This is a genomic window from Gemmatimonadaceae bacterium, from assembly GCA_035606695.1.
Taxonomy (GTDB): Bacteria; Gemmatimonadota; Gemmatimonadetes; order Gemmatimonadales; family Gemmatimonadaceae; genus JAQBQB01.
Genome location: DATNEW010000009.1, coordinates 50,671 through 77,545, shown reverse-complemented (window position 1 = coordinate 77,545; position 26,875 = coordinate 50,671). Strand labels below are relative to the sequence as shown.

At 65.9% G+C, this 26,875-nt stretch carries 30 protein-coding genes; 19 read left to right on the top strand and 11 right to left on the bottom strand.

Annotated elements, in window-relative coordinates:
- Positions 1-4: 4 nt before the first annotated feature.
- From VN706_02745 to VN706_02725, 5 genes are all read left to right on the top strand, one after another.
- Positions 5-1,120, top strand: a complete 1,116-nt coding sequence (locus VN706_02745) for a hypothetical protein (protein HXT14521.1) — start codon at positions 5-7, stop codon at positions 1,118-1,120.
- A gap of 141 nt (positions 1,121-1,261) precedes the next feature.
- Positions 1,262-2,008, top strand: a complete 747-nt coding sequence (locus tag VN706_02740; GenBank protein ID HXT14520.1) for a YebC/PmpR family DNA-binding transcriptional regulator — start codon at positions 1,262-1,264, stop codon at positions 2,006-2,008.
- 21 nt (positions 2,009-2,029) lie between these two features.
- The gene (ruvC, locus tag VN706_02735) at positions 2,030-2,554 is read left to right on the top strand and encodes a crossover junction endodeoxyribonuclease RuvC (protein HXT14519.1); all 525 of its coding nucleotides are present in this window, start codon (positions 2,030-2,032) and stop codon (positions 2,552-2,554) included.
- Positions 2,551-3,156, top strand: a complete 606-nt coding sequence (gene ruvA / locus VN706_02730; protein ID HXT14518.1) for a Holliday junction branch migration protein RuvA — start codon at positions 2,551-2,553, stop codon at positions 3,154-3,156. The genes ruvC and ruvA overlap by 4 nt, the downstream gene beginning before the upstream one ends.
- 141 nt (positions 3,157-3,297) lie before the next feature.
- Positions 3,298-4,476: an aminotransferase class I/II-fold pyridoxal phosphate-dependent enzyme gene (locus VN706_02725; protein HXT14517.1), complete on the top strand. Its 1,179-nt coding sequence runs from the start codon at positions 3,298-3,300 to the stop codon at positions 4,474-4,476.
- 138 nt (positions 4,477-4,614) lie between these two features.
- Here the strand turns inward: VN706_02725 and VN706_02720 are convergent, their stop codons facing one another.
- The 3 genes from VN706_02720 to VN706_02710 form a co-directional block, all read right to left on the bottom strand.
- Complete coding sequence (locus tag VN706_02720) at positions 4,615-5,337, bottom strand: carboxypeptidase regulatory-like domain-containing protein (protein HXT14516.1); 723 nt, start codon at positions 5,335-5,337, stop codon at positions 4,615-4,617.
- A 133-nt stretch (positions 5,338-5,470) separates the two neighbouring features.
- Positions 5,471-6,748, bottom strand: coding sequence for a conjugal transfer protein TraF (gene traF, locus VN706_02715; protein HXT14515.1), 1,278 nt, complete (start codon positions 6,746-6,748; stop codon positions 5,471-5,473).
- Positions 6,745-7,794: a hypothetical protein gene (locus tag VN706_02710; GenBank protein ID HXT14514.1), complete on the bottom strand. Its 1,050-nt coding sequence runs from the start codon at positions 7,792-7,794 to the stop codon at positions 6,745-6,747. The genes traF and VN706_02710 overlap by 4 nt, the downstream gene beginning before the upstream one ends.
- A 196-nt stretch (positions 7,795-7,990) precedes the next feature.
- On the opposite strand from VN706_02710, the gene ruvB reads away from it, so the two are divergent.
- The 13 genes from ruvB to VN706_02645 all read left to right on the top strand — a co-directional run bounded on the left by ruvB (position 7,991) and on the right by VN706_02645 (position 19,027).
- Positions 7,991-9,016: a Holliday junction branch migration DNA helicase RuvB gene (ruvB, locus tag VN706_02705; protein ID HXT14513.1), complete on the top strand. Its 1,026-nt coding sequence runs from the start codon at positions 7,991-7,993 to the stop codon at positions 9,014-9,016.
- 298 nt (positions 9,017-9,314) lie between these two features.
- Positions 9,315-10,352, top strand: a complete 1,038-nt coding sequence (queA, locus tag VN706_02700; GenBank protein HXT14512.1) for a tRNA preQ1(34) S-adenosylmethionine ribosyltransferase-isomerase QueA — start codon at positions 9,315-9,317, stop codon at positions 10,350-10,352.
- A 43-nt stretch (positions 10,353-10,395) separates the two neighbouring features.
- On the top strand, positions 10,396-11,550 hold the full coding sequence (gene tgt / locus VN706_02695) for a tRNA guanosine(34) transglycosylase Tgt (GenBank protein HXT14511.1): 1,155 nt from the start codon (positions 10,396-10,398) through the stop codon (positions 11,548-11,550).
- Positions 11,547-11,933, top strand: a complete 387-nt coding sequence (yajC, locus tag VN706_02690) for a preprotein translocase subunit YajC (protein ID HXT14510.1) — start codon at positions 11,547-11,549, stop codon at positions 11,931-11,933. The genes tgt and yajC overlap by 4 nt, the downstream gene beginning before the upstream one ends.
- Positions 11,930-12,490 carry a peptide deformylase gene (def, locus tag VN706_02685; GenBank protein ID HXT14509.1) on the top strand — a complete coding sequence of 187 codons (561 nt, stop codon included), beginning with the start codon at positions 11,930-11,932 and terminating at the stop codon, positions 12,488-12,490. Before yajC ends, def begins: the two co-directional genes overlap by 4 nt.
- Complete coding sequence (fmt, locus tag VN706_02680) at positions 12,491-13,429, top strand: methionyl-tRNA formyltransferase (GenBank protein HXT14508.1); 939 nt, start codon at positions 12,491-12,493, stop codon at positions 13,427-13,429.
- Between the two features lie 5 nt (positions 13,430-13,434).
- Positions 13,435-14,820: a 16S rRNA (cytosine(967)-C(5))-methyltransferase RsmB gene (gene rsmB, locus VN706_02675; protein HXT14507.1), complete on the top strand. Its 1,386-nt coding sequence runs from the start codon at positions 13,435-13,437 to the stop codon at positions 14,818-14,820.
- A gap of 8 nt (positions 14,821-14,828) precedes the next feature.
- Positions 14,829-15,146: a PASTA domain-containing protein gene (locus tag VN706_02670; GenBank protein HXT14506.1), complete on the top strand. Its 318-nt coding sequence runs from the start codon at positions 14,829-14,831 to the stop codon at positions 15,144-15,146.
- Positions 15,143-15,808, top strand: coding sequence for a ribulose-phosphate 3-epimerase (gene rpe, locus VN706_02665; GenBank protein ID HXT14505.1), 666 nt, complete (start codon positions 15,143-15,145; stop codon positions 15,806-15,808). Before VN706_02670 ends, rpe begins: the two co-directional genes overlap by 4 nt.
- Complete coding sequence (locus tag VN706_02660; GenBank protein ID HXT14504.1) at positions 15,805-16,395, top strand: TlpA disulfide reductase family protein; 591 nt, start codon at positions 15,805-15,807, stop codon at positions 16,393-16,395. Before rpe ends, VN706_02660 begins: the two co-directional genes overlap by 4 nt.
- Positions 16,396-16,422: 27 nt before the next feature.
- Positions 16,423-17,124, top strand: a complete 702-nt coding sequence (locus VN706_02655; protein ID HXT14503.1) for a hypothetical protein — start codon at positions 16,423-16,425, stop codon at positions 17,122-17,124.
- On the top strand, positions 17,124-18,170 hold the full coding sequence (gene tsaD, locus VN706_02650) for a tRNA (adenosine(37)-N6)-threonylcarbamoyltransferase complex transferase subunit TsaD (GenBank protein HXT14502.1): 1,047 nt from the start codon (positions 17,124-17,126) through the stop codon (positions 18,168-18,170). The genes VN706_02655 and tsaD overlap by 1 nt, the downstream gene beginning before the upstream one ends.
- Complete coding sequence (locus tag VN706_02645; GenBank protein ID HXT14501.1) at positions 18,167-19,027, top strand: prolipoprotein diacylglyceryl transferase family protein; 861 nt, start codon at positions 18,167-18,169, stop codon at positions 19,025-19,027. Before tsaD ends, VN706_02645 begins: the two co-directional genes overlap by 4 nt.
- Before the next feature lie 249 nt (positions 19,028-19,276).
- Here VN706_02645 and VN706_02640 read toward each other — a convergent pair whose 3' ends face one another.
- The 5 genes from VN706_02640 to VN706_02620 are packed head-to-tail and all read right to left on the bottom strand — an operon-like array spanning position 19,277 to position 24,291.
- Positions 19,277-21,472 carry an FTR1 family protein gene (locus VN706_02640; protein HXT14500.1) on the bottom strand — a complete coding sequence of 732 codons (2,196 nt, stop codon included), beginning with the start codon at positions 21,470-21,472 and terminating at the stop codon, positions 19,277-19,279.
- A 58-nt stretch (positions 21,473-21,530) separates the two neighbouring features.
- The gene (locus VN706_02635) at positions 21,531-21,911 is read right to left on the bottom strand and encodes a holo-ACP synthase (GenBank protein HXT14499.1); all 381 of its coding nucleotides are present in this window, start codon (positions 21,909-21,911) and stop codon (positions 21,531-21,533) included.
- Positions 21,908-22,642, bottom strand: a complete 735-nt coding sequence (locus VN706_02630) for a hypothetical protein (protein ID HXT14498.1) — start codon at positions 22,640-22,642, stop codon at positions 21,908-21,910. Before VN706_02630 ends, VN706_02635 begins: the two co-directional genes overlap by 4 nt.
- Positions 22,643-22,651: 9 nt before the next feature.
- Positions 22,652-23,374, bottom strand: coding sequence for a haloacid dehalogenase-like hydrolase (locus VN706_02625; GenBank protein HXT14497.1), 723 nt, complete (start codon positions 23,372-23,374; stop codon positions 22,652-22,654).
- A complete protein-coding gene (locus VN706_02620) occupies positions 23,371-24,291 on the bottom strand; it encodes an EamA family transporter (protein HXT14496.1) in 921 nt (306 codons plus the stop codon). Before VN706_02620 ends, VN706_02625 begins: the two co-directional genes overlap by 4 nt.
- Before the next feature lie 44 nt (positions 24,292-24,335).
- Between VN706_02620 and VN706_02615 the strand changes: the two genes are divergently transcribed.
- The gene (locus VN706_02615; protein HXT14495.1) at positions 24,336-24,755 is read left to right on the top strand and encodes a hypothetical protein; all 420 of its coding nucleotides are present in this window, start codon (positions 24,336-24,338) and stop codon (positions 24,753-24,755) included.
- 138 nt (positions 24,756-24,893) lie between these two features.
- Here the strand turns inward: VN706_02615 and VN706_02610 are convergent, their stop codons facing one another.
- From VN706_02610 to VN706_02600, 3 genes are read right to left on the bottom strand one after another with little or no spacing between them, the layout of a single operon-like run.
- Positions 24,894-25,697: an SH3 domain-containing C40 family peptidase gene (locus tag VN706_02610; GenBank protein HXT14494.1), complete on the bottom strand. Its 804-nt coding sequence runs from the start codon at positions 25,695-25,697 to the stop codon at positions 24,894-24,896.
- Positions 25,687-26,676, bottom strand: a complete 990-nt coding sequence (locus VN706_02605; GenBank protein ID HXT14493.1) for a P1 family peptidase — start codon at positions 26,674-26,676, stop codon at positions 25,687-25,689. The genes VN706_02610 and VN706_02605 overlap by 11 nt, the downstream gene beginning before the upstream one ends.
- Positions 26,673-26,873: a hypothetical protein gene (locus VN706_02600; protein ID HXT14492.1), complete on the bottom strand. Its 201-nt coding sequence runs from the start codon at positions 26,871-26,873 to the stop codon at positions 26,673-26,675. The genes VN706_02605 and VN706_02600 overlap by 4 nt, the downstream gene beginning before the upstream one ends.
- Positions 26,874-26,875 lie beyond the last annotated feature (2 nt).

Below are 26,875 nucleotides of genomic sequence, written 5' to 3'. Positions count from 1 at the left end.
TTCTATGATTAGCGATCGCTCAACAACGGCCGTGGCGGCGCTCGCGCTGGCGATCGCATCGGCGGCCGGCGCGCAATCCTTCACGGACGTCGGCGCGCGAGTGGCGCCGCAGTTTCACTCGTACGACTTGCACGCGCCGTCGAACACGACAATCAGCGAATTCTCGGTCCCGGTCTTCGTGCTCGTTCCGGTGACGCCCTCGCTGAGCTTCGACCTGGGCTCGGCGTATGCCCGCTCGCAGGTGACGCAGACGAGCGGCGGCAAGTCGACGACGAGCACCATCTCGGGCGCCACGGACACGCAGGTGCGCGCGAACTACACGTTCGGCAACGACTTCATGGTGCTGACCGCCGGCGTGAACTTGCCGACGGGCAAGTCGACGGTGTCGGCCGCGGAGCAGTCGGCCGCGGGGTTGATCGGCAGCGACTTCCTGTCGTTTCCGATCTCGAACATGGGCAGCGGATTCGGCGGCACCGGCGGCCTTGCCGTGGCGCGCCCGCTCGGCGACTGGAATCTTGGATTTGGCGCGAGCCTGCGGCACGCGGCGTCGTACGAGCCGTTCGATGCGGCCGGCGGACCGGCGCTGCACTACCAGCCGGGCAACGAGTATCGGGTGCGCGGCGGTATCGACCGGGCGTTCGGTACGGGACGCATTTCGGTCGGGCTCACGTATTCCACTTTTGGAAACGACAATCTGGCCGGCTCGATCTACAACACGGGCAACCGGTGGATCACGCAGTTCGGCGCGAACAACACCGTTGGTCTCGGCGAGTTGGTGTTGTCGGGGTGGAATCTGTACCGAACCGCGGGCACGCTCGCCGACAGCTCGTTCCTGCCGCACGAGGACATCTTCAACACGGCGTTGTCCTACGGCGTGCCGGTGGGCTCGATGATTCTCGAGCCGAACGTCGAAGGGCGTGGTTGGTTTCAGAACAACGGCGCGGCGTCGAGCTACATGGCGACATTTGGCGTTCGTTCGCAGATGACGGTGTTGGGGTACGCCGTGGTGCCGAGCGTGGGCTATTCGGTCGGCCGCTTGGCCGCGCAGGATGCAACCGGCGCGAACGCGACGGCGGGGCTCACGGGACTGCACGCGACGCTGGCTGTGAGAATCCGCTAGCGCGGTCATCCTGAGCGAAGCTCTGTCATCCTGAGCGAAGCGAAGGACCCCTTTCCGCCGAGGAGAGGGGTCCTTCAGCGCTTCGCGCCTGAGGATGACATTCGCGTATATTCCATGCAGACCCTTTGCCCCGATCGTGCTATGGCCGGCCACAGTAAATGGAAGCAGATCAAGCACTACAAGGCGGCGACTGACGCCAAGCGTGGTGCATTGTTCACGAAGCTCATCCGCGAAATCACGATGGCCGCGAAGCTCGGCGGCGGCGATCCGTCGGGAAACGCCCGACTCCGCTTGGCAATCGACACCGCCAAGGACGCATCGATGCCCAAGGAAAACATCGAGCGCGCGGTCAAGAAGGGCACGGGTGAGCTCGAGGGTGTCGACTATCAGGAAGTGACGTACGAGGGCTATGGGCCCGGGGGCGTCGCGCTGCTCATCGACGCGGTTACCGACAATCCGACGCGCACCGTCGCCGAAGTCCGGAGCAAGATGACGCGACTTGGCGGCAACCTCGGCACACCGAACTCGGTGGCGTGGATGTTCGAGAAGAAGGGCCAGGTCTACGTCGACGCGGGCCGCATCGACGAAGACGCGCTGATGGAAAAAGCCCTCGAAGCGGGTGCCGAGGATGTGGCGCGCGAAGACGAGCGGTTTCTCGTCACCACGAGCCCCAGCGATTTTCACCTCGTGCAGGAAGGCCTTCGCAAGGCCGGCGTCGAGATCGCGGAAGCCGAGCTCGCCATGGTGCCGAAGAACACCGTGCAGGTTGCGGGCAAGGACGCCGAAGCGCTCTTCAAGCTGCTCGAGACGATCGAGGAGCTCGACGACGTGCAGAAAGTCTGGGCGAACTTCGATGCCGACGTCAGCGAGATGGCCGGCTCCGAGTGACGACGCACCGCGAGTGATCGCGTGATCGTTCTGGGGATCGACCCCGGCACAGCAAGCACCGGCTACGGTGTGGTCAAGGGAGACGGGCTCGGGCTCGTCTCCCTTGTCGAATGCGGCGTGATTCGCACGCGGCCGCGCGATCCGCTGCCCGTTCGCTTGCAGGAGATTTACGAGGGCGTCGCGGAGCTGCTCGCGCGCCACGCGCCCGACGCCATGTCGGTTGAAGATGTGTTCTACGCGAAGAACGTCCGCACGACCGTGGTGCTCGGGCATGCGCGCGGCGTCGTGCTCCTCGCGGGCCAGCAGGCCCACGTCGAGATTCACGAGATTCCACCCGCTGAGATCAAGAAAGCGGTCGTCGGTACGGGCGCGGCGACGAAGGAGCAAGTGCAGTTCATGTTGACGCGATTGCTGAAACTCAAATCAGTGCCGCAGCCGTCGGATGCGGCGGACGGCGTCGCGGCCGCGCTCGCGTGCCTGATGGCGGCGCGGCTGCCGACGCTGAGCGGTCTGCGTTCGACGCGCGCACGGACCGGACGCGCGTGATCGCGCAACTCAACGGGTCGCTGCTGAGCAAGGATCTCGATCGCGTCGAGATCATGACGCCGGGCGGCGTCGGCTACGAGCTTGCCATTCCACTCGGCGTGTACGAGAAGCTGCCGCGCGTCGGCGAGCCGGTGGCGCTGCACACGCATCTCGTCGTGAAGGAAGACGGTTGGCAGCTCTTCGGCTTCGCGACGCCATTCGAGCGGCGCGTGTTTCAGCGCGTGCTCAACGCGAAAGGTGTGGGGCCGGCGCTCGCGCTCGGGTTGCTCTCGACGCTGACGGCCGAGCGATTGGTGACGGCGCTTCGCAATCGTGACATCCCGACGCTGCAAAGTGTGCCGCGTGTCGGGCGCAAGAAGGCCGAACAATTGATATTGGATCTCGCCGACAAGCTCGACGATCTGCAAGTTTCTTCCGCCGCGGGACCGGGTGGACCGCGACCCGAGAGTGCGGGAGCCGAGGATGCGGTGCGGGCGCTGGTGTCATTGGGCTACTCGACGCAGGATGCCGAGCGCGCGGTGCGAGCGGCGATCGACGATAGTGGCGCGGGAATGGGAGCGGCTGAGCTCATTCGCGCGGCGCTGGGGAAAGTTCGGGGCTAGTTCAAAAACAGGAGCAGATCCTCGACTCCCCTTCGCTACGCTCAGGGTCGCGAGGATGACGGTCGCGCCGATTGGCGCGCGAGGATGACGGTCGCGCCGATTGGCGTGCGAGGATGACAGTCACGGGTGAGGAACTAACGAGTGCTTGCAGCCAATCGTACGGTCACGTTCACCGAGTCGGTGATTCGCGAGATGACGCGCATCGCGAGCATGCACAACGCGGTGAATCTCGCGCAGGGATTTCCCGATTTCCCGATGCCCGAGCCGATGAAGGAAGCGGCGTGCACGGCGATCAACGGCGACATCAACCAGTACGCCGTCACGTGGGGCACGCCGGTGCTGCGGCAAGCGATCGCCGAGAAGTATCGGCGGTGGTACAACATGGAGGTCGATCCGGATCGCGACGTCACGGTCACGTGCGGCGCGACGGAAGCCATGGCGTCCGTCTTCATGGCGCTGATGAATCCGGGGGACGAAGTGATCGTCCTCGAGCCGTTCTACGAGAATTACGGCCCCGACGCGATTCTGGCCGGTGCCACGCCGGTGTTCGTTCCGCTCGAGAAGCCGGACTGGCGCATCGATCCGGATCGGCTGCGCAAGGCGTTCAGCTCGCGCACGAAAGCGATCGTCGTGAACACCCCGCACAATCCGACGGGCCGCGTGCTGTCGCGCGCCGACATGGATCTCATCGCGAGCTTGTGCGTCGAGCACGATGCGTGGGCGATCACGGACGAGCCGTACGAGCACATGATCTACACGGGGCATCACCATCCGCTGGCGACATGGCCCGGCATGCGCGAGCGCACCATCACGATCTCGTCGCTGTCCAAGACGTGGAGCGCGACGGGGTGGCGCATCGGCTGGATCATCGCGCCGCCGGCGCAGACTGGTCCCATTCGCAAGATTCACGATTTTCTAACAGTCGGCGCGCCGGCGCCGCTGCAGACCGCGGCGGCCGTCGGCTTCGCGTTCGACGCCGATTATTACAATCACTTCACGCTCGAGTACAAGAAGCGCCGCGATTTCATGACCGGGGTGCTCCGCGAGCAGGGCTTCGAGTTCTGCGTCCCCGAAGGCGCGTACTACATCTTCGCCGACTTCTCGGCGATCAGTGATCTCGATGACGTGACGTTCGCGAAGTGGATGACGCAGGAGATCGGCGTCGCGACGGTGCCGGGGTCGAGCTTCTACTCGCGGAAGGAAGACGGGCGCACCTTCACGCGGTTCGCGTTCTGTAAGAAGCAGGAGACGCTGGATCGTGCGGCCGAGCGGTTGGCGGGGTTGCGGGCGGCGTTGGAGCGCAGGGCATCGGCGTCCTGAAGGAAGCATTGTCATCCTGAGCGACCCTGAGCCCAGCGAAGAGGAGTCGAAGGCCCCCGTCCCGACGGAGAAGCCCTCCGCTGTGAAGGGTCCCTCGACTCCGGCGCTTCGCGCCTCCGCTCGGGATGACACACGCACTCAACGCGAACTCCGCGTCCACACCATGATCAACCCGCAGTTCCCATTCGGCAGCGAATTCCGAAACTCCACCGGAATGTCCGCCGGCCCGGGATAGACCTCGATCCCGTAAATCTCATTGGCCGGAATGTCGTTGAGATTGTAGTTCGGTCCGAGAATCAACCCGTCGCGTCCGAGCGGCATCACGCACATGTCCGGCGTGACCAGCACGCTCACCGGTCCGCGGCGCGAGACGACCACCGTCTGCATTCCCTTCTGGCGCACGTCGACCGACGACACGCGGCGCAATAGATCCGCCGTCTGGATCGGCGGATTGTTCTCGATCTCCGCGCGCGTGATGAACGTTCCGCCGCCCTTCTGCTGCCGGCGGCGCTCGAAGTCCGAGAGGCGCGCCACGACCGGAACTGCATTCACCGTCACCGTGTCGAGCGTGCGCGCGGCAGCATGCATGATCACGTGCACGTTCAGCGTGTCGCGCTCGGGTACCTCGAGCGTCGTCGTGATTTCGTCGAACCCAAGGCGGCGAATGGTGAAGATGTTCGCGCCGGGACGGCGCACGGCGACGACGACGCGGCCGGTTGAATCGGATCGCCACTGCATTCGCTCACCGATCGCGGTGATGGTCGCGTTGGGCAGCGGTGCGTCGCTGGCGGCATCAGTGATCCGCAGCCGCACGACCTGCGCGCCGAGATGACCGGCGGCAAGCGTCATTCCCAGAATCATCACGCATGCGCGGACCCAATACATGCACCGACGATACGCCGTCAAAGCCCGCACGTCCAGAAAACGCGAACGCGGCGACCCGTGATGGGCCGCCGCGTTCGCTGAGACGATGGTCTGCGATCGAACGAGCGCTTTAGTGAATTGAAATCAAGTTCACCGTGACGCCCGGCTCCTTGCCGCCGTTCACGGTGCGCATCGCCAAGCCGGCACCCAGCTCATAGTGGCCGAGCTGAAGCCCGACGCCACCCGACATGCCCCAGCCATTGGTGATGTACGACGCACCCGCGCGCAGGCGCAGCAACGGCAGCCACTCATAGTCGATGCCGCCGCCGACCGACGTTTTCGGGCCGATGAGCAATGCATCGCCGGTCTGCTGCCGTGCATCAGCCGAGAGAATGATCGACCGACGCCATCCGTACGCCAGGCCAAGGCCGAGGATCGGCTTGAACTTGTCATCGGTGACCTGGTGGCGAAGCGAGGCAGGCGCCTGAGCATACGGACCGGCCGTGAAATCCGACGTGTTGCTGTTCCCGTCGAACAACGCCGTGCCGACCTTCGAGTACAGCTTGGTCTCATCCCACGCGAACGAGTTGAAGACGTTCTGCGCCGTGGCGCCGAAGCTCAGTTTTCCCTGGCTCCACGCGAAGCCCACGTCGACACCAACGCCCGAGCCCGCAACTTTGCTCGAATCAGGATTCGAGTACACGACCGGCAGGTTCACCGACACCGTGTTGCCCGCGGTGCTGCCCTGATCCTGCGCGATCGCGACCGCGTTGCCCGCGACGTACTTCGCGGTAACGCCGAGCGCCGCGTGGCTCGCCGACTTCGCGCCGCCGCCGAACGACAACGCATAGCTCAAACCGGCCGTTGTGAACGCACCGGCGTGCACGCCGGAACCAGCGAGGTTGAGCGTCGACACCTGTCCGGTGCGCCCGGCGTTGCCGAACATGATCGCCTGGAACGCATCGGGATTGAGCTTCGTACTGCCCGCGACCGACGATCCGACCTGGAGCGCGAGCGGACCCGCGCTCAACGCCAGGAACGTGACGCCCGCGTCGAGACGGCCGTTTTCGCCGCCCTTCGCGGTCACCTTCTGCAACCAGCTCTCGCGCTGCGCCGCGGGAAGATCCTTGCCGGAGTACGGCGCGACGTCGCTCAACGAAATCGGATCGAGACCCGACGAGCCGCTCAGCGCGAGCGCGGTGAACGAGAACGCCGGATTCCCAGGCATTCCGAGGTTCGCCGGATTCCACGCCACGGCGTCGTAGCCGCGCGCCCGCGCGGTGTACGCGTTGCTCAAACCGGTCGCGCTCGGGCTTGCGTTGGGCAGCTGCGCGCTGGCGGTCGCTGCAAACGCGACGAGAACGAGAGCGCTCGCCACGCGCGCGCCGCGATGGTTATTCGTGCTCATTGATTGCTCCCGGTATTGAGACCGATTTGCATGCGCGCGACGACGGAAACCGTCTGCCCCGGCGTGACGACAACGTTGCTTCCACTCACCGTGCCGGCGAAGCCAATGGCGACCTGATGGCCGAACAGCGCCTGGAGATCGCTCTTCGTCAGCGAGACCACCGGCGTCGTGGTGCCGGATCCCAGCACGACCGGTTTCGTGATCGTCGTGCCGTCCGCCGTGAGTGTGACGCTCAGGTTGCCCGTCGCGGCGAAGGGGTTCGTCACGGTGAGCTCGAGCGCGCCGTCGTTCACGCGATCGGTGATCGACTTATCGAGGCTGCTGAGATCGAACTGCGTGGCGCTCGACGACACGGTCTGATTCGCGAGACTGACCGACGCGCTCGAGAGATACAGCGGGCCCGTGCTGCCGCTCACGCTGATCGTGCGCGTCATGTCCATGGACACGGCGTCGCCGGCGGGCGAGCTGAGCGAGGTGACGATCTGCAGTCCGCCATTTCCGGCGATGGTGCCGGCGAGCGCGATCTTGCGAGTCACGACGCCGCCCGCGGGCATCGCGATCGCGCTGCCATCGAGCGAGTCGCGGCCAACCACCGTCGTGCCGCTCAACACGCGAACGACGTAATACCCACGCGCCGTCGGGCTCGGACGAATGGGATCGAAGTTGAAGCCGTTGTTGATCGTCACCGTCAGCGTGTCGCGCACCAGCGTGGCGCTCGCGACGCCGCTCGGCAGCGCGACGCTCGCGTTGCCCTGGCCGACGAACGCCGGCTTCGGAATGCTGAAGCCGTTCGACGCCGCGCACGCCGAGCAATCCTGCCCGAGCGAACGGCTGATGGTCGTCGACGACGGCGAGATCGTCGCCTGGAATGCACTGTTGTCCGCGGTCGCACTCACGCCGCTCGGCAGCAAGGAGTTCACGGAGATCGACGTGCTCTTGGCGGGAATGTCCCACTGCGTCGTGTACTTCGGCGCCGCGGTGGGAATGTCACACGCCGCCAGACTGCCGAGCACGACTATGCTCAGCCATGCGGACTTTTTGTGCATGGGTACCGTCTTCGGTTTTTGGGATTCGAGAACGGCCGCCGGCTTCGTTCATCGCGGCGGCGGGGGGATTCGATCAGAGTTTCGGCCGCGGTGACGCGGCGCTGCACTTCGGCGTCTATTCGGGGTATATTTTGATCGGACCGCGAACGCGGTTCACCGGTTGGCCGAACAACACCCCGCCTGATAGTGTGTAGCGATGTCGCGAGCCGAGATTACGACCCCTGAAGTCTTGAGCGACGAGTCGGTCGTCGAGCTCTCCCTTCGTCCGCAGCGGCTCGCCGAATTCATCGGCCAGCAAAAGGTGAAGGAGAGTTTGCGGATCTACATCGACGCCGCGCTGGCGCGCCGCGAGCCGCTCGACCACACGCTGTTCTTCGGACCACCGGGACTCGGCAAGACCACCCTGGCCGAGCTGATCGCGCGCGAGTTGGGCGTGAACATTCGCACGAGCTCGGGACCCGCGCTCGAGAAGCCGGGCGATCTCGTCTCGACGCTCACGAACATGCGGCCCGGCGACATTCTGTTCATCGACGAAATCCATAGGCTGCGGCCTATCATTGAAGAGTTCCTCTATCCGGCGATGGAGGATTACAAAATTGACATTCGCTTGTCCGACGGGCCGAAGGCGCAGACGATCAGCATGGCGATCGAGCCCTTCACGCTCATTGGCGCGACGACACGACTTGGCATGCTGACGGCGCCGATGCGCGCGCGCTTCGGCATCGAGCAGCGGCTCAACTTTTATCCGGCCGAGGATCTCGAGTTGATCGTGCGCCGCACGGCGGACGTGATGAAGGTCGAGATCGAGAGCGACGGCGCGTCGGAGATTGCGCGGCGCGCGCGTGGAACACCGCGTGTGGCGAACCGCCTGCTGCGCCGCGTGCGCGACTACGCGCAGGTGAAGGGCGGTGGTGTGATCACGAAGGCGATCGCCGATCAGGCGCTCGCGCTACTCGACGTGGACATGTTCGGCCTCGACGACATGGATGCGCGCATCATCAAGACGATCATCGAGAAGTTCGACGGCGGCCCGGTTGGATTGAACACGATCGGTGCGGCGATCGGCGAGGATGAGAACACGATTCAGGAAGTGTACGAGCCGTTTCTCGTGCAGCATGGCTTTCTGCAGCGTACGCCGCGCGGGCGTGTGGCGACGGCGCAGGCGTATCGGCATTTTGGATTTACGCCGAGGGAACCGCTGGGGCAGGAGTCGCTGTTCTAGGTCTTGAAGGGCGTTACTTCGAGAGGGTACCGCGGCCGCGCGTCGGCCCCGTGGGCGCGTCCGCGCGGTCTGGTCATCCCGAGCCGGAGCGTAGCGAAGGCGAGGGATCTAACGGCCCGGTCGCGTGGCCGGCCAATCCGCCGGGACGCCAGATTCCTCGCCGCGCTCGGAATGACACGCGCTCAGGATACACCACGGCCGGCCCGGAGCGCCTGGGCGCGAGACGCCGGAAGCGAGACGCCGCGAGACGTCCCCGGCTCTGAGCGCCACACCCTGATCGCCCGGCTAGCTTAGTCGCGTGACGCACGGCACCCGCACCTCCGACTACGACTTCGACCTCCCGCACGATCGCATCGCCCAACGCCCACTCGAGCGACGCGATGCATCGCGATTGATGGTCGTCGACCGCGCCGCGGGAACCATCGCGCATCGCACGTTCGCCGACGTCGCGCAGCTCATCGATCCGCGCGACGTGCTCGTGGTCAACCGCACGCGCGTCATGCGGGCGCGCCTCCTCGGCCAACGCGCCTCGGGCGCCCCCGCCGAAATTCTTCTCCTCAAACCGCTCGGCGGCGCGCGATACGAAGCAATGGTTTCTCCCGGTGGGAAGCTCAAGCCCGGCCGGCGCGTCGACATCGCGCCGGGATTCACCGCCGAAATTCTCGAGGTCACCGAGCGGCGGACGCGCATCGTGCGACTCGAAAGCGAGCTTCCACTCGACGACGCCATCGAGCGACATGGGCACATTCCGCTGCCGCCGTACATCGAGCGCGCCGACGCGCCCGAAGATGCCGAGCGGTATCAAACGGTGTTCGCGCGCGAGTCGGGCTCGGTCGCCGCGCCGACCGCGGGTCTGCATTTCACGCCCGAACTGCTGGAGCACCTCAGCGCGCAGGGCGTCGCGCGCGCCGAGGTGTTGTTGCATGTCGGCGCGGGAACGTTCAAGCCCGTCGAGGTGGACGACCCCGCGCAGCACGTGATGCACGAAGAGTGGTATGCCCTTTCGCCCGAGTCGGCGGCGCTGATCAACGCGCGCCGTGCAGCCGGGGGACACGTGTGGGCCGTGGGGACGACGAGCGTGCGCACGTTGGAAAGCGCGGCGGACGAACACGGCGTCGTTCGCGCGGGAGAGGGTGAGACGCGCATCTTCATTCGGCCGCCATATCGGTTTCGGGCGGTCGACCGCGTCATCACCAACCTGCATTTGCCACGTTCGACGTTGATCATGCTCGTCGCCGCGTTCGCGGGGTACGAGCTGACGATGCGCGCGTATCGCGAAGCCGTTGCGCACAGGTATCGCTTTTATTCGTACGGCGACGCGATGGCCATCATCTGACCGTATTCCACCGCCATTTACCGCTATAGCATTCTGCAGCCACGTGTCCGAATTCGCATTCTCACTCGAAGCACAACACGGCGCCGCGCGCGCCGGACGATTCACTACGCCGCACGGCGTCGTCGAGACGCCGGCGTTCATGGCGGTGGGCACGCTCGCCACGGTCAAGTCGCTCGACCCCGACGACCTGCACGCGATGGGCGCGCAGATGATCCTGAGCAACGCGTACCATCTCCACCTGCGTCCTGGCGACGAGCTCATTCGCGACTTCGGCGGCTTGCATCGCTTCATGCAATGGGACGGTCCCATTCTCACCGACTCGGGCGGCTTTCAGGTCTTCTCGCTCGAAGGGCTGCGCACCGTGAGCGAAGAGGGTGTCGAGTTTCGGAGTCACATCGACGGGTCGACGCACGTCTTCACGCCCGAAAGCGTCATGCGCATCGAGCGCAACCTCGGCGCGGACGTGATCATGCAATTCGATCACGTCATTCCCGGACAGAGCGAGGAGAGCGTTGCACGCGACGCCAGCGAGCGCAGCCTCCGCTGGCTCGTTCGCGCGTCGGCGGAGGTCGAGCGGCTGACTCGCGAAGAACCGCCGCGCGACAACAGCCAAGCGCTCTTTCCGATCGTGCAAGGTGGTATCCACGCATCGCTGCGGCGCGAAGCGGCGCGCGCCATTCGGGCCCAGGGGGATTGGGCCGGCTACGGTATCGGCGGTCTGTCGGTCGGCGAGGCCAAGCCCGAGATGTACCGCATCCTCGAGGTCGTGGACAGCGAGCTGCCGTCAGACCGCCCGCGCTATCTGATGGGCGTCGGCTTCCCGGAAGATCTCGTCGAAGGCGTTCTGCGCGGGGTCGATCTCTTCGACTGCGTGGCGCCCACGCGGATGGGGCGGAACGGCGCCGCATTCACGAACGACGGCCGCCTGAACATCAAGCGGGCGGAGTTCCGGACGGACAAGCGGCCATTGGACGAGCGCTGCGATTGTACGGCGTGCCGGCGCTTCTCGCGCGCCTACATTCGGCATCTCTTCACATCCGACGAGATCCTCGGCCTACGCCTGCTGTCCCTGCACAATGTACATTTCCTCGTCCATTTGATGCGCGACGCGCGGGCCGCGATTCGCGCCGGGACAATCGATGCGTGGAGCCGGGAATGGCTCGCGCGCTACCACTCTCGACCGGTCACTGCGGCATGATCAATCCGCTGGGAATTCCCTTCGCGCTCCTTCTGCAGGCCGCCGGCGCCGGTGGCAGCGCGCTCTCGCCGTTCATGTTCGAGTTCGTCCTCATCGTCGCGATCATCTACTTCATCATGTGGCGTCCGCAGCAGAAGCAGCGGAAGCAGCATGAGGATTCGTTGAAGGCGCTCAAGCGCGGCGACGAGATCGTCACGGCGGGTGGTGTCGTCGGCGAAGTCGTCCACATCCGCGAAGTCAGCAAGGACGGCGGCGGCAATCGTCTCGACGATCGCGTCACGATCAAGTCGGGCGAGTCGCGCCTGATCGTCGAGCGAGGGCGCATCGCGCGCATCATCGGCACCACTGCCGTCACTCCAGCCACCAACACTCCGCCGGCGTGAGCATTCTCGACATCCGCGTCCTGGGTGATCCCGTGCTGCGCGAGGAGACGAAGCCGGTCGGCGAGATCACCGATGAGCTTCGCACCCTCGTGAAGAACATGTTCGACACGATGTATCTGGCCAAGGGCATCGGTCTCGCCGCACCGCAGGTCGGCCGCACGGAACGCGTCGCGGTCGTGGACGTCGACGACAGTCCACTCGTCATCATCAATCCGGAAATTCTCGAGCGCGATTCGAAAACGGCAAAAGCCGAAGAAGGCTGCCTGTCGATTCCCGACGTGTACGGCGACGTCGAGCGGCCGACGCGCGTGCGCGTGCGCGCGCTCGATCTCGAGGGAAAGGAGTTCGAGGTCGAGGCGGGTGAGCTGCTCGGCCGCTGCTTGCAGCACGAGATCGACCACCTTCACGGCAAACTGTTCATCGATTACATGAGCGTGCTCAAGCGACGCTCGGCGATGGCGAAGTGGCAAAAAGAGAAGGACAAATATCCCGGATTCATTCGCAAGCTCGAGAGCGATCCAGCGCGTTCGCACGCGCACCCCGACGAGGAGCTCTGAATGCGCGTGCTCTTCTGGGGCACGCCTGATTTCGCGGTTCCGCCACTCAGCGCGCTGATCGGCGAAGGCTTCGAGGTCGTCGGCGTCGTGACGCAACCGGATCGCGCCGTCGGGCGCTCTCGTTCCACACTCGAACCGCCGCCCGTAAAAACCGTCGCACTCGCCGAGCAGATCCCGGTGTTGCAACCGGAACGTCCGCGCGGTGACGAATTCGTGTCGCGCGTGCGCGAGCTCGCGCCGGACATCTCGGTCGTCGTGGCGTACGGCCACATTCTGCCGCAGGAAGTCATCGACCTGCCGCGACTGGGCACCATCAACATTCACGCGTCGCTCTTGCCGAAGCTTCGCGGTGCCGCGCCGATTCAGGCGGCGATTCTTCAAGGCCTCGACGAAACCGGCATCACCATCATGCGGATGGTGAAAGCGCTCGATGCGGGTCCGTCGATTCTCCAGATGCGCACGCCGATCCCGGCGGATGAGACGTACGGCGAGCTCCAGATGCGGTTGGCCGAGATGGGCGCGCTGGCGCTCGTCGAAGCGTTGGCGTTGTTCACCGTGGGCGCCGTCGCCGAAACCGCGCAGGATGATTCCGCCGCGACTTACGCGCCGAAGGTCGATCGCATGCGCACGCGAATCGATTGGACCAAAGACGCACAGTCGGTCGCGCGAATGATTCGCGCGTTCGATCCCAAACCGGGCGCGTACAGCACCGTCAAGGGCGCCGACGTGAAACTGTTCGGCGGCCGCACGAGCGAACGCGAGCTCACGGGCACGTTCGCGCCCGGCGAAGTCGTCGCCGTCGATGCAAACGGGATGACGGTTGCCTGCCTGGGCGGCGCCGTGGAGATCGGCGCGGTGCATCCCGCCGGCAAACGCCGCGTGGCACCAAAGGAGTGGGCATCGGGACGGGGCATCAGCGTTGGGGAACGACTATCTTAGATAGTATGCCAGGCGCTGATCAGGATCGTCGTTCGAGCGAGGGTGGCAACGGCGGTCTCGCCGTTCCACACGGCGGAATCACCGACGCGCGCTACGCCGCGGCGGAGATCTGCACGGATCTTCGTGGCGGCGAGCTGCTCGATCCGTCGTTCGATCGGCGCACGGCGCGACTCGACGCGCGCGACCGGCGATGGGTGCGCGAGCTCGTCTACGGCATGCTGCGCCGGCGCGCGCGGCTCGACGCGTATCTCGACGCCCGCGTGCGCGGCGGCACCGTTCGTCTCGACGCCGACTTGCTCGATCTGTTGCGGCTGGGCGCGGCGCAGCTGCTCTACATGGAGAGCGTGCCGGCGTATGCGGCCATCGCGCAGACCGTGGAGCTGGCGAAGCGCCGGCATGGAATCGGCGCGAGCAAGCTTGCGAACGCGGTGCTGCGCCGCCTCGACCGCGAGCGCGATGCGCTCGAGCTTCCGCGGCCGGCCGATCCCATCGATGTGTTGTCGCTCGAGGGATCGCATCCGCGGTGGATCGTTGCACGCTGGGTCGAGCGTTGGGGAATCGCGGCAACGCAGAAGCTGCTCGACGCCAACAATCGCGAAGCGCCGCTGGTCGCGCGTCCGTATCACGCGGTGCGCGAGCAACTCGAGGCGATGCTCGAATCGGCCGGCGTTCACGTGGACGATGCACCGCTCGCACGCGACAGCATCGTCTTGTCGAGTCCCGTGTCGTCGCTCACCGAGCTCGGACCGTTTCGTCAGGGATTGTTCCATCTTCAGGATCCCGGTTCGACGCTCGTCACCCAGTATGCGTGCGTGCCGACGGGCGCGATCGTCGCCGATGTATGCGCGGCGCCTGGTGGCAAGTCGATCGAGCTGTCGCGGCAGGCCGGTCAGGTCTTCTCGAGCGACCTCTCGCCGGTTCGTCTGCAGCGCGTGATCGACAACGCGCATCGTCTGGAGATTCCGACGATGCACGCCTACGTCGCCGATGCGCGGATGCCGGCGATCAGACCCGTCGATCTCGTGCTCGTCGATGCGCCATGCACCGGTACCGGCACGTTCCGCCGCCATCCCGACGCGCGGTGGCGCCTCAAGATGTCCGACCTGGCGGTGATGTCGTCGGTGCAGCGCGGCATCCTCCGCGCCGCCGCGACGATCGTCAAGCCCGGCGGGCTGCTGGTCTACAGTACGTGTTCGCTCGAGCCTGAAGAGAACGAGGAGCACATCCAGCGCTTCCTATCAGAGAATTCTGATTGGCAGCTCGACCCGCCGCCCGAGGGTGTGGTGCCGGCTCAGGTGCTGGACAACGGTCTCTTGCGCGTGCTCCCGCAGCGCGACGGCACCGACGGCGCGTTCGCGGCGCGGCTCCGCAAGCGGGCGAGCGCCGTATGAGTCTTCGAATGAGGCTCCGCGGATCGCTGCCGTACGCGGCGGTGATCATCGGCGGGTTTCTGATCGCGTATCTCATCGTCGCGTTCGTGATCTTTCCGTCGGGCGTGGTGCCCGGCAACGCGAAGGTGCCGAACGTCACCGGGCTTCTCTTCGACGACGCGGCCAAGCGGCTGGCCGCGGTGGGATTCACGGCGTCGCGCGGCGACGCGGAGTATCGCGAAGCGACCCCCGTCAACACCGTGTTGAGCCAGGACCCGCCGGCCGGTACCAAAGAGGCCGAAGGGACCGCGGTGACATTGACGGTGAGCAACGCGAACAAGCCATGACGGTTCGCATCGCGCCGTCCATTCTCAGCGCCGACTTCGCGAGGCTGGGTGACGAGATCGCGATGTGCGAGGCCGGTGGTGCCGACTGGCTGCACATCGACGTCATGGACGGCCGCTTCGTGCCGAATCTGACGTTCGGCGCCAAGGTGATCGAGACGGTGCGGTCGCGCACGTCGCTGCCGCTCGACGTGCATCTGATGGTCGTCGAGCCGGAGAGGTACTTCGACGACTTCGCCGCCGCCGGCGCGAGCGGGCTGACGATTCACGCCGAAGTCGCGCCGCATTTGCATCGCCAGCTCAATCGCATTCGCGAGCTGGGGTGTCGTGCGGGTGTGGCGCTCAATCCGGCGACGCCGCTCAACTCGATCTGCGAGATTCTGCCGGAGATCGATCTCGTGTTGATCATGTCGGTCAATCCCGGTTTTGGCGGACAGAAGTTCATCGCGTATTCGATCGACAAGGTGCGGCGCGCCCGCCTGATGCTCGACGAAGAAGGCAGCGATGCCGCCCTCGAGGTGGATGGCGGCATCAATCGCGAGACGATCGCCGAGGTGTGGAAGGCGGGCGCCGACACGTTCGTGGCCGGGAACGCAATTTTTTCGGCGAAGGATTCGAAGGGCGAGATCAATGCGCTGCGTGCGCGCTGCGGAGTGTCGGTATGACGGCACGACAGCAATGGACGGTGGTGGCGGCGGTGATTGCGGTGCTGGGCCTCGGGCTCGCGATCGGCGTGCACTACATGGGCGGCGACCTGTTTCCCGTGGAGCCGGGTTCGCGCGCGCCGGAGTTCACCGCCAAGGTGCTGAACGGCAGCACGACGCGGACGTTCGCCGACTACAAGAACAAGGTGGTGCTGTTGAACGTGTGGGCCACGTGGTGCGGCCCGTGCATTCAGGAGATTCCGAGTTTAGAGAAATTATATAAGGAATACGGTCCGAAGGGATTACAGCTCGTTGCCGTGAGCATCGACGGGTCGCCCGGGTATCCCAAGGTGAGCGAGGATTCCATCGCGCGGTTCGCGCGGAATCTGGGCGTCACGTTCACCGTCTTGCACGATTCGACGGCCGCGATCGAGAAAGCGTATCAGGTGACCGGATACCCCGAGACGTTCGTCATCGGCACCGACGGCCGCATTCGCAAAAAGTGGATCGGCGCCGACGACTGGTCGTCACAGGGCAACCGCGCGCTGATCGCCCAACTGCTCGGCATCGAAACGCCCAAGGCGATCGCGGCGTCCGGCGGCCGTTGATGCACCTGCAAGACGCATGAACGACGCATGAGCGCGGCTCCCACGCCTCGGGTTACGGCAGCAGGCGGCCGCGCGCGTCGTTACATCATCGCGGCGTTCACGGAGCGACTCGGGCTCAAGGCCACCGCGTTGTTTCTCGCCGTCGTGCTGTGGTTCGTGGTGAACGACAAGGAGCCGCAGCTCGAGCTGGTCTCTGTTCGCTTCATGCCGGTCCTCGACAGCTCGCTCGTGCTGCGCGAGCCGCCGCCGCAGCTGCAGGCGATCGTCGCCGGGTCGCCGAAAGAGCTGATCAAGCTCAACTCCGACGGGCTGACGATTCGGCGCACGATCGCCGCCGATGCGCCGGACACCGTCGTGCTGGATCTGCGTCCCGACGACGTGGCGCTCCCCGAGGGCGTCGACGCCGTCGTGCGCGACGTGCAGCCGCGGAGCGTGACGCTCCGCTTCGAGTCCACCTGGACGCGCAAGGTCGCCGTGCATTCGGCGATCGACATCGCGACGGTACAGTATCAAGGGCCGGTGACGCCGGAGTTCGAGCCCGACACCGTGCAGGTGACCGGCCCGCGCCATCTGGTGCTGCGCATTCCATCCGTGCGCACGATCAAGACGACGCTCACGTATCCCGATTCCCTTCCACATCTCGTCGACATCGACACGACGGGATTCGGGCCGCTGCGCGTGAAGCCGCCGCAGGTCAAAGTGCAGCTCAAGCTGCTTCCACGTCCGTGATGCGCGTCCTCGGGATCGAGACGTCGTGCGATGAAACGTCCGCCGCGGTGCTCGATGGCACAGGCGACGACGTGTCGCTCGAGTCGCTCGTCATTCTGTCGCAGGATGTGCATCGCGTGTTCGGCGGCGTCGTTCCGGAGATTGCGTCGCGCGCGCATCTCACGGCGATCGTGCCGGTGGTCGAGCGTGCGCTCGCCGATGCGGGCGACGGTCGGATCGATGCGGTCGCCGTCACGAATGCGCCCGGGCTCGTCGGCGCGCTGCTCGTTGGCGTGAGCTACGCCAAGGCGTTCGCGTACGCGCGAGGCGTGCCGGTGATCGGCGTGCATCATATGGAAGGGCATCTCTTTGCGACCGCACTCGAGCATCCGGCCGCGGTGCCTCCGTTTACGGCACTGTTGGTGTCGGGCGGTCACACGCTGCTGCTCGACGTCGAGGCATGGGGACGGTATCGCCTGCTCGGTCGAACGCGCGACGACGCAGCCGGCGAGGCCTATGACAAAGTTGCGAAGCTGCTCGGGTTGCCCTATCCTGGGGGCCCGCACGTCGAACGTCTTGCCGCGATGAGCGATGCCGGGCGTCTGCGCTTCGCCCGGCCGATGCTGCGCCGCGACCAACGACCCGAGGATTCAGAGTTTTATGACGTCTCGTTCAGCGGGCTCAAGACCGCCGTGCTCAACGCGGTGACGAAGAGTCGTGCCGGCAACGGCAACGGCGAGGCCGATCGCGGCGCGATCGCGCGCGCCTTTCAGGACGCGCTGGTCGAGACGCTCGTCGAAAAAACCAATCGTGCGGCGCGCCAGTATGGACGGGGCCGAGTCGTATTGGGGGGCGGAGTCGCCGGCAACGCGACGCTCGTTTCGGCGATGCGGGAACGTCTCGCCTTGCGCGGGGTCGAGATATTCGCGCCGTCGCCACGTCTTGCGACCGACAACGCCGCCATGATCGCGCGCGCCGGTCTGTTCCACCTCGAGCGCGGTGAACGCGCCTCGCTCGATCTCAACGCTTACGCCAGCCAGCCCATTCCCGGAGTCGTCGCCGCATGACGCTCGCCGCCACACCGATCGTTCACCACGCGTTCAACTTCTCGATTCTCGGATTCAGCTTTACGGGATTCGGGATCGCGGTCCTCTTGGCGTTCCTCATCTCGCAGATCATCTCCGAGCGTGAGCTCGCGCGACGAGGCCGGGATCGCGAGGCCGCCGCGGTCGCCGACGTCCTGTTCGCCGCGCTCATCGGCACGTTGCTCGGCGCCAAACTCTATTACGTGATCGTCGTGACGCACGACATCAGAGATCTCTGGAGCCGCGGCGGGTTCGTGTTCTGGGGCGGGTTCATCGGCTCGGTGCTGCTCTGCTGGGCCACGATTCGCTACAAGAAGCTGAGCTTCGTGCGCTTCGCGGACGTGGCCGGCATCGCGATCGCCGCCGGATACTCGGTGGGCCGCACCGGCTGCTGGGCCGTCGGCGACGACTACGGCCGCGTGTACAATGGCCCGCTCGCGGTGAAGTTCCCGGAGGGCGCGCCGGTGTCCAGCGTGTATGAGATGCACAAGACCTTCCACGTCGACTTTCCGGCTGGAATGGATCCGAACACGATCGTCTCGGTGTATCCGACGCAACTGCTCGAGGTGGTGCTCGGGTTCGTGATGTTCGCCATTCTCTGGCGCCTCCGCGACCACGATCACGCCGAAGGGTGGTTGTTCGGCGTGTGGTGTGTGCTCGCGGGGGTGGAGCGCTTCATCGTGGAGTTCTTCCGCGCGAAGGACGATCGGTTTGCGTGGGCGTTTGGGCTGAGTATGGCACAGCTGATCGCACTCGCCGTGGTCGTTGTCGGCGTGGCGATCATGTCCGCCCGGAGCAAGATCAGCGAGGGGAAGTCAGGGATTCTCGCGCCCGCCTAGCCACCAACCTTTTTTGAACTGTTACCACGGACTGGGAACTGCGACGTTCACTGATCGGCACGGAGACGGCGGAACAGCTGCAACTGCAACTGCGGTTGAAGACTCTTTGAAAAACACCCTCGGGACGCTTCGTAAATCGAAGCGTCCCGAGGGTGTTCAAAAAGAATCTGTTTTGAACTGCTGTTAACTGCAGTTCACGCCGTCTCCGTGCCTGTCCGTGCACGTCGAGCAGTTTTCCGTGGTAAGGTGTTACGGTCTCGGCGACTGAACTGGCGACGCGAGAACAGCCTCCACCGCCGCGAGACGCGTCTTCAACGCCTCATTCTCCGCCCGCAACCGGTCGATCTCCGTGGCCAGCGCCGAGGACGGCGCCTCTGGCTGCACGGTCGGGAGCGTGACGGATCGCTTCGGCCAGAACGTCTTCGCCACCGCGAACACGAACAACGCGAGCAACACGAGTTGCGCGAGAATCGTCTGCCAGGTCGGATACAGTCCGAGCGCCTCGATCGTCGGCAGTCCACGAATGACGCTGATCGGAACGACGTTCCCTTCCTGGAGCTCCCGCACGCCCTTCCCCATGAACACAAAGGCCATGTAGTAGAGCAGCACGCTCGTCACCGTGAAGAACGGACGGAGCGGAATGCGCACGCCGTATCGATAGAAGAGCGTGAAGATCACGGCCAGCGCGACGAAGCCGAGCACGATCCCTAAGCTGATCGGCAGCGCGACGTGCGCGCCTTCATTGAACAACGCCTGGTAGAACAACGCCGTCTCGGCGCCCTCGCGATAGACCGCCAGGAACGCGACGAACGCCAGCGCGCGGCCGCCTCCATGCTCGAGCGCCGTGTTCACCTTCTCGCGAATGAACTGCTGCCACTTGGCCGCCTCGACGCGCGAGATCAGCCAATAGCTCACCGAAAACAGCACGGCGACCGCGACGAGCAGCGTCGCGCCTTCCACGATCTCCTGCGTCGCCGGAATCTCGCTGAGCACCGTGCGCAGGATGACCGCGGTGGCGCCGCTGGCCAGCAGCGCGAGCACGATGCCGATCCAGATCGAGCGCAGGCGCTCACGGTGGCCCGTCTTCAGCAGGAACGCCACGACGGCGCCGATGACGAGGATCGCCTCGAAGCCCTCGCGCAGGATGATGAGGAAACTCTGAAGAAATGCCTCGCGTCCGCTGCCGGACGGTCGCGTCAGCTCGATCACGCGCGGCATGTTCGCGTCGAGCGCATCGTATGCGCGCTGCGCGCCATTCAGATCGTTGCCGCGAATGGCGCCCTTGAAGTCGGCGAAGAGCCGCTCCATCGACGCGACGACGCCTGGATCGCGCGCGCGCGCCGGCGTTTCGATCGGCTCGAACGCGAGATACGCGTCGAACGCGCGATCGCCCGCTTCGCTCAATCGGCCATTGCGCGCCGAGTTGAGCGATTGCTCGAGCAGCGAGAGCGCCGCCGCGCCCGCCGCCGCGGCGCCGGTATCGGCCGACGCGATCGTTGCCTCCTGCGTGCGCGGCCGCGTCGGCAGCGATCGCAAGTACGCCACGATCGCGTCGACTTGATCAGGTTTCAGATTGTTCGCCGGCGGCATCGGCGAGCCGGGCACGCCATTCATCACCGCCTGAGCGAGCTGTTCGTCCGTCCGCTCGGCCTGCCACTCGAACGAGCCGAGCTCCGGCGGCAACTTGCTCAGCGCGCGCGCGATCGTTCCGTCGTCGAGACCCGTCATGCCATGACACGACACGCAATTCTGCGCGTATAATCCCTCGCCCTCGGCCACTCGCATGGATGGATGCCTGAGCGTCGCGAGATAGCTGACGATGCTCCATCGCTGATCGGCGGTGAGCGAGCTTCCGAACGACGGCATCGCGGTGCCGGTGACCCCGACGGAGATCTTTCGGAACATCATCGCCGGCGTGACGTCGCGCATGATCTGTTCGCTCGCGAGCGCGGTCGGCTTGGGGCTGAGCGCGGCCGCCGATGGACCATCGCCCATGCCTCGCGGTCCGTGGCAGGTCGAGCAATTCTTGGCGAAGAGGGATTGCCCTTCCGCGAGATCGATCGGTTTCTTCGGAAGATCGAGCTGTGCTTCGCGGCCGAGCGATGCGGTGAATCGCTGACTGAGCTCGGCCAGCGCGGGCGACGGGCGCTTCGCCTTGACGGCGGCGACGATCGAATCGAGCAGCGCGCGCGACGCGGCGGCGTTGCCCGGCAAACGCTGAGCGACCGTCTGCGCATCGACGAGGAATCCAACGGCTTCCTGATACTCGTCGTTCGAGATCAGGCGGCCCTTTTCATCGATGCCCTTTCCGTATTCTTCGACGGCCACGCTGACGATCGTCGCGACGCGCTGGACCGGACGATCCTGTTGCGCCGCGACTGTCGGCGCCCACAGCACCCAGGCCAGAACCGCGGCAGCGCGGCCGAGCTTGATTCCGTTATGCATTGCCGAGGGAATATATCGGGATTCCGAGGATGGGTGTAGGCCTCGGAAGGTAAAGCATTTAGCGCTCGACGATCACGACGGCGACAGCGGTTGTAACACTATGCGTGAGTGACACATGGATCGTCTGGCCGCCGAGCTCCGCGAATCGCTGCGCGGCGCGGCCGTGAAGGCGAAGCATCGGCGCGCCATCCTCGCGAGATACGACCTCCACGTCTCGCCAACCGATCCCGCGCGCCAGCTCGTTGCCGGCGAGCGCCTTGTAGGCCGCCTCCTTCGCGGCCAAGCGAACGGCGAGATGCTGCGCGGGCGCGATCTTGTCGGTGACGTACGTGAGCTCGTCGCCGGTGAACAGCCGATTCAACATGCGCTCCCCAAGCTCCGCGTACATGCGTTCGACCCGGTCGATCTCCACGGCGTCGATGCCGATGCCGGCGATCATGTGGTCGAGCGCACTCCGCTGAGCGCCGCGTCGAGCGCAATCCACACACGGTCCGCCGTCTCGAACGTGTTGCGCAGCTGCACCGACCATGCGCGCCACAATCGCAGATCGTCGATGGTGGCCGCGGCGTCGGCCGAAAGCCTAGCTAGCTCGGTAAGCGCCCCATCCAGCGGCTCGATGATCTCCTCGAGCTCCGCTTCGAGCGCACGGCGCGCGGGACCCGGCTGCGCGTATCTCGCCGCGGCGAATTCGTTCAGCGTGTCGGCAAGCGCCTTGGCGATTGCCGTCGCGTCGAACGCGGCGATCGCGCTCGCTCCCCTGGCGTGCATCGCGCCGCGGCGCGCCTCGAGCAGCGGCGCGAAGAATCGGCGCTGCTCGAGCGACGCGCGGTCCGCTTCGACGTCGGTCGCACGCCGCCCGCGACGACGTGAGCCGAACGACCGCAGCGTTCGCGTCAGCTCCGGCACTGTTTGACAGCGGCCCACGAGCTCGTCGGCAAGCTCGGGCAGTACGTCGATGGCGATCGTCGTCCCGTCGCGGAGCGTCAGCGCGAGCTCCGTCGCCGTCTGGCGCAGCGTGTCGATCGACGCATGCGTCACGCGCAGCGCGCGCGCCTCGCGATCGCCGTGCACCGCGAAGACGAGCGTGTCGTCGTCGATCGTCAGCACGGCGTCGCCGACGTCGGTGCGTCCAATGCGCAGTGCGCTGAGTTGAAACACGCGCTCGCTCATGCCAGAAATCTACGGGCGGTGCGTGCGCGAAACGATCACCTCGACGACCGCCGAGGTGTCCGACAGGTCGCGGAAGACAGCCGCGGGCCGATAGGCCAGCAGCTGCTCGACGGTGTAGTGCCCGGTCGCGACGCCGATCGCTCGCGCGCCGATCGCGATGCCGCACTGGAGATCGTTCGGCGTGTCGCCGATCACGACGACGTCCCGTCCCTGCACCTGCAGCCCGAGCTCATCACGCGCTCGGCGCTGTGCCACGGCGGGTAGCTCGCCGCGCGTCTCGTGGTCCGAGCCGAACGCGCCGACGCGAAAGCGATCGGGATCGACACCGACCGCGGAGAGCTTGGCACGGGCACCCGCCGCAAGATTGCCGGTCAGCAGACCGAGCACCACGTCGCTGCGCGCTTCAAGTGCGTCGAGCAATTCGACGACGCCGGGCAACACGCGGGCATGCGGCGGACGCTCGAGCTCCTCGTGGAGAAAGGCGAGGTATCGCTCGAGCAGCAGCGGCATGCGGTCGTCGATGTGCGGATCTGCATGGCCTTCGTGACGCATCAGCTCGCGCACGATCTGTGGATCGGTCTTGCCGTCGAAGCGGTGGTCCGCCGGCCCCGCGCTTCCGAATACTTCGACGAGCGCGCGCGTCACGGCGCGCTTCCCCGCACCACCGCCGGCGAGGATGGTCCCATCGATGTCGAACAGAACGAGCGTAACGTCGTCGTTCACTTCGCTCACGAACGCGTCAGGATGAGGCCCGCCATGATCGACGCGGTGCCGACGCCCTGCCACACCGTCGGCACTTCGCCGAGCATTCCCCACGCGACGAGCACCGCGATCACGGGTTGCAGGTTCGAGTACATCGCCGTGCGAGTGGGTCCGATCACGCGTACGCCGCGATACCAGAACAGGTACGCGATGACGAGCGAGAAGATGCCGCTATACAGCACCGATGCCCATCCGAGCGGCGGGAGGCCGACCCAGTTCGTGCGGACCATTGCCGGTGCCGCGACGAGCAGCAGCACGATCGCTCCGCCGATCATCGTCCACGTCGAGAGCTGCATGCCGGGAATGCGCTCGGTATACGGCTTGAGCAACACCGTGTAAATCGCCCACGCGAGCGAACCGCAGAGCACCAGCAAATCGCCGGAGATGGACGAATGTCCTTGCGCATTCTCGGTGCTGCCGAACACGACGAGCGCGATGCCTGCGATCGACAAGAGAATGCCGACGACGCCTTTGCGCGTCGCGCGCTCGACGCCGCGCACGCGGCTGATGATCGCGATGAATGCCGGCGACGCCGCCACGACGAGCGCCGCATCGCTCGCGCTCGTGCGCGAGATGCCGATGACGAAGAAAAACTGATAGATCCCGTTGCCGAGCACGCCGAGCGCCATGAGCGCGCCGATGTCGCGCCGCGACGGAAACGGCATGCGCGCGACACTCACGATGGCGACGAGGAGCACCGCGGCGAGCAGTGCGCGCGACGCATTGTACGCGAGCGGATCCACGAGCGTGGTGCCGAACTTCACGACGCTGAAATTCACGCCCCAGATGATGGCCATCAGGACGAGCGAGGCGTCCGTGAGCCAAACGCCCGGCCGCGTCGATGTCGCGTGGCCGGGCGTGACCGATTCTCCTGCAGTCGATGCCATCACCAAACCTAGGCGTGTCTTGCGCGCCCTGTCTATGTTGCATCATGCACGTGTCTTTCGCGCTCTTCGCCGACGCGGCGAATCTCTCTCAAGAAGGGAAGCTCAACATCCTCGGCGTGTTCGACGCGCTGCAGGTGGCGACGCTGCCCGCGGTTCATCCGCGCGCGCATCTCGTCGTGCATCTGAAAGGGACGGGCTCCGACGTCGGCCAGCATACGGTGAGCTTTCGTTGGCTCAGTCCGAACGGCCAGGAGTTGTGGAACAGCTCCGGCGATCTGAATGTCGGCGCACCGCCGCCTGGCGTGACGGAGATGGATCTTCCGTTGATCGCGCAGCTCGATCTGCCGATGGACGCGGCGGGTGCCTACGTGATGGCGATCGCGATCGACGGCGATCATACCATAGACATTGGCGTGCAGGTTCGAACGGCTGCGCAGATGACGCCGAGTGGGATGTTGAGCTGAGAAGAGCGGTCCGGCCCGCGGCCTATGGCCGCGAGAGGGGATGGCCGGCGCTCGCGCGCCGAGGGGATGGCCGCCGGCTTCGCCGGCGAGGGTCAACTCGCTTTCAGACGAGGCCTCGCGCCGCAGGCGCGACCGCCTTCACAAAAACCGTCTCGCGAACAAAAACCGCTCGCGCAGCCGGTCGACATAGGCATCCGCCCGATTATCCAATCGTTCGACGCAAAACCCTCCGCGTCCCAGCGCGAGGTGTACCATGCGCCGCTCGCCGAGCGCGATCCCCACGTGCGTGATGCGCTGATCCGGACGATCGGAAAAGAACAGCAGATCCGCCGGTTTGAGCTCGCCGATGTCGCGGCCCGCGTCGGTCCCGAGCTCGGCTTGCTGCCACGCGTCGCGCGGCAGCTGCATGCCGTGTAGCGCGTACACGCTCTGCACCAGACCCGAGCAATCCGCACCCCACGGCGTGACACCGCCCCAGAGGTAGCTCGTGCCGGCGAACAGCTCCTGCGCGCTGCGCGTGATCGCGATCGGATCGAGCGGAAAACGCTCGGCCGCGCGAACCGCTTCGACAACGTCGCCGGATTTCACTGATTCGTCGGGCGCGAGCAGCGCACGGAGTGGCAGCGCACGTCGATCGCCCGACGCGGTGTAGGTCGTGCAACCCAGCGAGATGCGCGTCGCCTGGCGGCTCTGTCGCGTGGTGTTGCGCGGTGCCCGCGCGAGAAAGCCGGTGTGCATCCAGCCGTCATAGCCGTCGGCGCCGCGCGCCCGCACCCAGTCGCCCTCTTCGTCGAGCACGTCGACGCGATGCCCGGCGAGCTGCTGCGAGATCATCATGCTCGCGATGCGCGGCTCGCTGTGCATCGGCGCGACGGGTGTCCGCACCGTCGCCTCGAACAGGATCGGCGCATCGGGCTCGGTGACGTGCGTCTCAGTAGCCATCAGCGAGTCCCGGAATGCCGTCGCGGCCGCGCGCCGTGCGCACGGCGCGCTCGATCGCTTGCTCCAGCGCCGCGACGCCGAGCGATTCGATCATCAGATTCGCCAGGTGCGACGGTTCGCCTTCGCAGGGCGAGACCGCGAACACCACGTCGCCGTCGAACGAGGTCCCGACCGGCGTGATCCGCCGGAACAGCGCCGCGCCGGCCGCGCGCGCCAGCTGCGTCAGACTCGCCGCGGCGAGCGGCACGCTCGACGCCACGACGCACAATGTCGTATTCTTTAATTTGAGTTCTCCAAATGCCGCCGGCGGCGGTATCTCGCTGCCGAGCATCACGCGCGCCATGTCGGCGAACCCGCGCCGCGCGCGCGCGCCGGCGATGATCAACCCGTCGCCGTCGCGGACGTCGCCGAACGCGTTGACCACGGCGACCGCGCCGACCGTGACGCGCCCGTCGCCGTTCGTGATCGTCGCACCGCCGAAACCGCCCTTCATGGCGCCCGCCGGCCCATAGAGATGACCGACCGTCGTGCCCGTGCCCGCGCCCACCGATCCCTCGGCGATGCCTTTCGTCGCGGCGGACTCGCACGCCTCATATGCCATCTGCGGCGTCGGTCGCGCGTCGAAGCGGCCGAATGGCAGGAGATCGAACACGACCGCCGCGGGGACGATCGGCACCACGCCCGGACCGACGTTGAACCCCTGGCCGCGCTCTTCCATCCAGCGCATCACACCCGCCGCGGCATCGAGCCCGTACGCCGAACCGCCGGTCAGCATGATCGCGTCGATACGCCCGCCAACGAGATGCTCCGCCGACGCCGTGTGCAGCTCGCGACTACCGGTCGCGCGTCCGAACAACGCGACGCCCGCGCGCAGCGGCCCATTCACACCGCGCACGACCGTTACGCCCGTGCCGCCCGCCTCATCGGTCGCATGACCGACGGCGATGCCCAATGCACTGAGATCGAGATCCGGTGTCACGTGGCCGCCGGCTTCGCGGCAGCGGCTGCCGCTGCCTCACGTTTCGCCTGACAGCTGCGACACCGCGTGATGCCGCGCATGTCGCAGATCACGCAGATGAACGTGCCGCAGTCGACACACGGATAGCCTTCCGACGCGCGCTCCTCGTTCCCGCAGGAACGACAGATCATCGCGTCGTGCTCCTCGATCTTGGTCATCA

Excerpts from the sequence above, each read along its gene's own strand:
- VN706_02745 (HXT14521.1), top strand. The coding sequence starts at position 5 with ATGATTAGCGATCGCTCAACAACGGCCGTGGCGGCGCTCGCGCTGGCG.
- VN706_02740 (HXT14520.1), top strand. The coding sequence starts at position 1,262 with ATGGCCGGCCACAGTAAATGGAAGCAGATCAAGCACTACAAGGCGGCG.
- VN706_02720 (HXT14516.1), bottom strand. The coding sequence starts at position 5,337 with ATGATTCTGGGAATGACGCTTGCCGCCGGTCATCTCGGCGCGCAGGTC.
- traF (HXT14515.1), bottom strand. The coding sequence starts at position 6,748 with ATGAGCACGAATAACCATCGCGGCGCGCGCGTGGCGAGCGCTCTCGTT.
- VN706_02710 (HXT14514.1), bottom strand. The coding sequence starts at position 7,794 with ATGCACAAAAAGTCCGCATGGCTGAGCATAGTCGTGCTCGGCAGTCTG.
- ruvB (HXT14513.1), top strand. The coding sequence starts at position 7,991 with ATGTCGCGAGCCGAGATTACGACCCCTGAAGTCTTGAGCGACGAGTCG.
- yajC (HXT14510.1), top strand. The coding sequence starts at position 11,547 with ATGATCAATCCGCTGGGAATTCCCTTCGCGCTCCTTCTGCAGGCCGCC.
- fmt (HXT14508.1), top strand. The coding sequence starts at position 12,491 with ATGCGCGTGCTCTTCTGGGGCACGCCTGATTTCGCGGTTCCGCCACTC.
- rsmB (HXT14507.1), top strand. The coding sequence starts at position 13,435 with ATGCCAGGCGCTGATCAGGATCGTCGTTCGAGCGAGGGTGGCAACGGC.
- VN706_02670 (HXT14506.1), top strand. The coding sequence starts at position 14,829 with ATGAGGCTCCGCGGATCGCTGCCGTACGCGGCGGTGATCATCGGCGGG.
- rpe (HXT14505.1), top strand. The coding sequence starts at position 15,143 with ATGACGGTTCGCATCGCGCCGTCCATTCTCAGCGCCGACTTCGCGAGG.
- VN706_02660 (HXT14504.1), top strand. The coding sequence starts at position 15,805 with ATGACGGCACGACAGCAATGGACGGTGGTGGCGGCGGTGATTGCGGTG.
- VN706_02655 (HXT14503.1), top strand. The coding sequence starts at position 16,423 with ATGAGCGCGGCTCCCACGCCTCGGGTTACGGCAGCAGGCGGCCGCGCG.
- tsaD (HXT14502.1), top strand. The coding sequence starts at position 17,124 with ATGCGCGTCCTCGGGATCGAGACGTCGTGCGATGAAACGTCCGCCGCG.
- VN706_02645 (HXT14501.1), top strand. The coding sequence starts at position 18,167 with ATGACGCTCGCCGCCACACCGATCGTTCACCACGCGTTCAACTTCTCG.
- VN706_02640 (HXT14500.1), bottom strand. The coding sequence starts at position 21,472 with ATGCATAACGGAATCAAGCTCGGCCGCGCTGCCGCGGTTCTGGCCTGG.
- VN706_02635 (HXT14499.1), bottom strand. The coding sequence starts at position 21,911 with ATGATCGCCGGCATCGGCATCGACGCCGTGGAGATCGACCGGGTCGAA.
- VN706_02630 (HXT14498.1), bottom strand. The coding sequence starts at position 22,642 with ATGAGCGAGCGCGTGTTTCAACTCAGCGCACTGCGCATTGGACGCACC.
- VN706_02620 (HXT14496.1), bottom strand. The coding sequence starts at position 24,291 with ATGGCATCGACTGCAGGAGAATCGGTCACGCCCGGCCACGCGACATCG.
- VN706_02615 (HXT14495.1), top strand. The coding sequence starts at position 24,336 with ATGCACGTGTCTTTCGCGCTCTTCGCCGACGCGGCGAATCTCTCTCAA.
- VN706_02610 (HXT14494.1), bottom strand. The coding sequence starts at position 25,697 with ATGGCTACTGAGACGCACGTCACCGAGCCCGATGCGCCGATCCTGTTC.
- VN706_02600 (HXT14492.1), bottom strand. The coding sequence starts at position 26,873 with ATGACCAAGATCGAGGAGCACGACGCGATGATCTGTCGTTCCTGCGGG.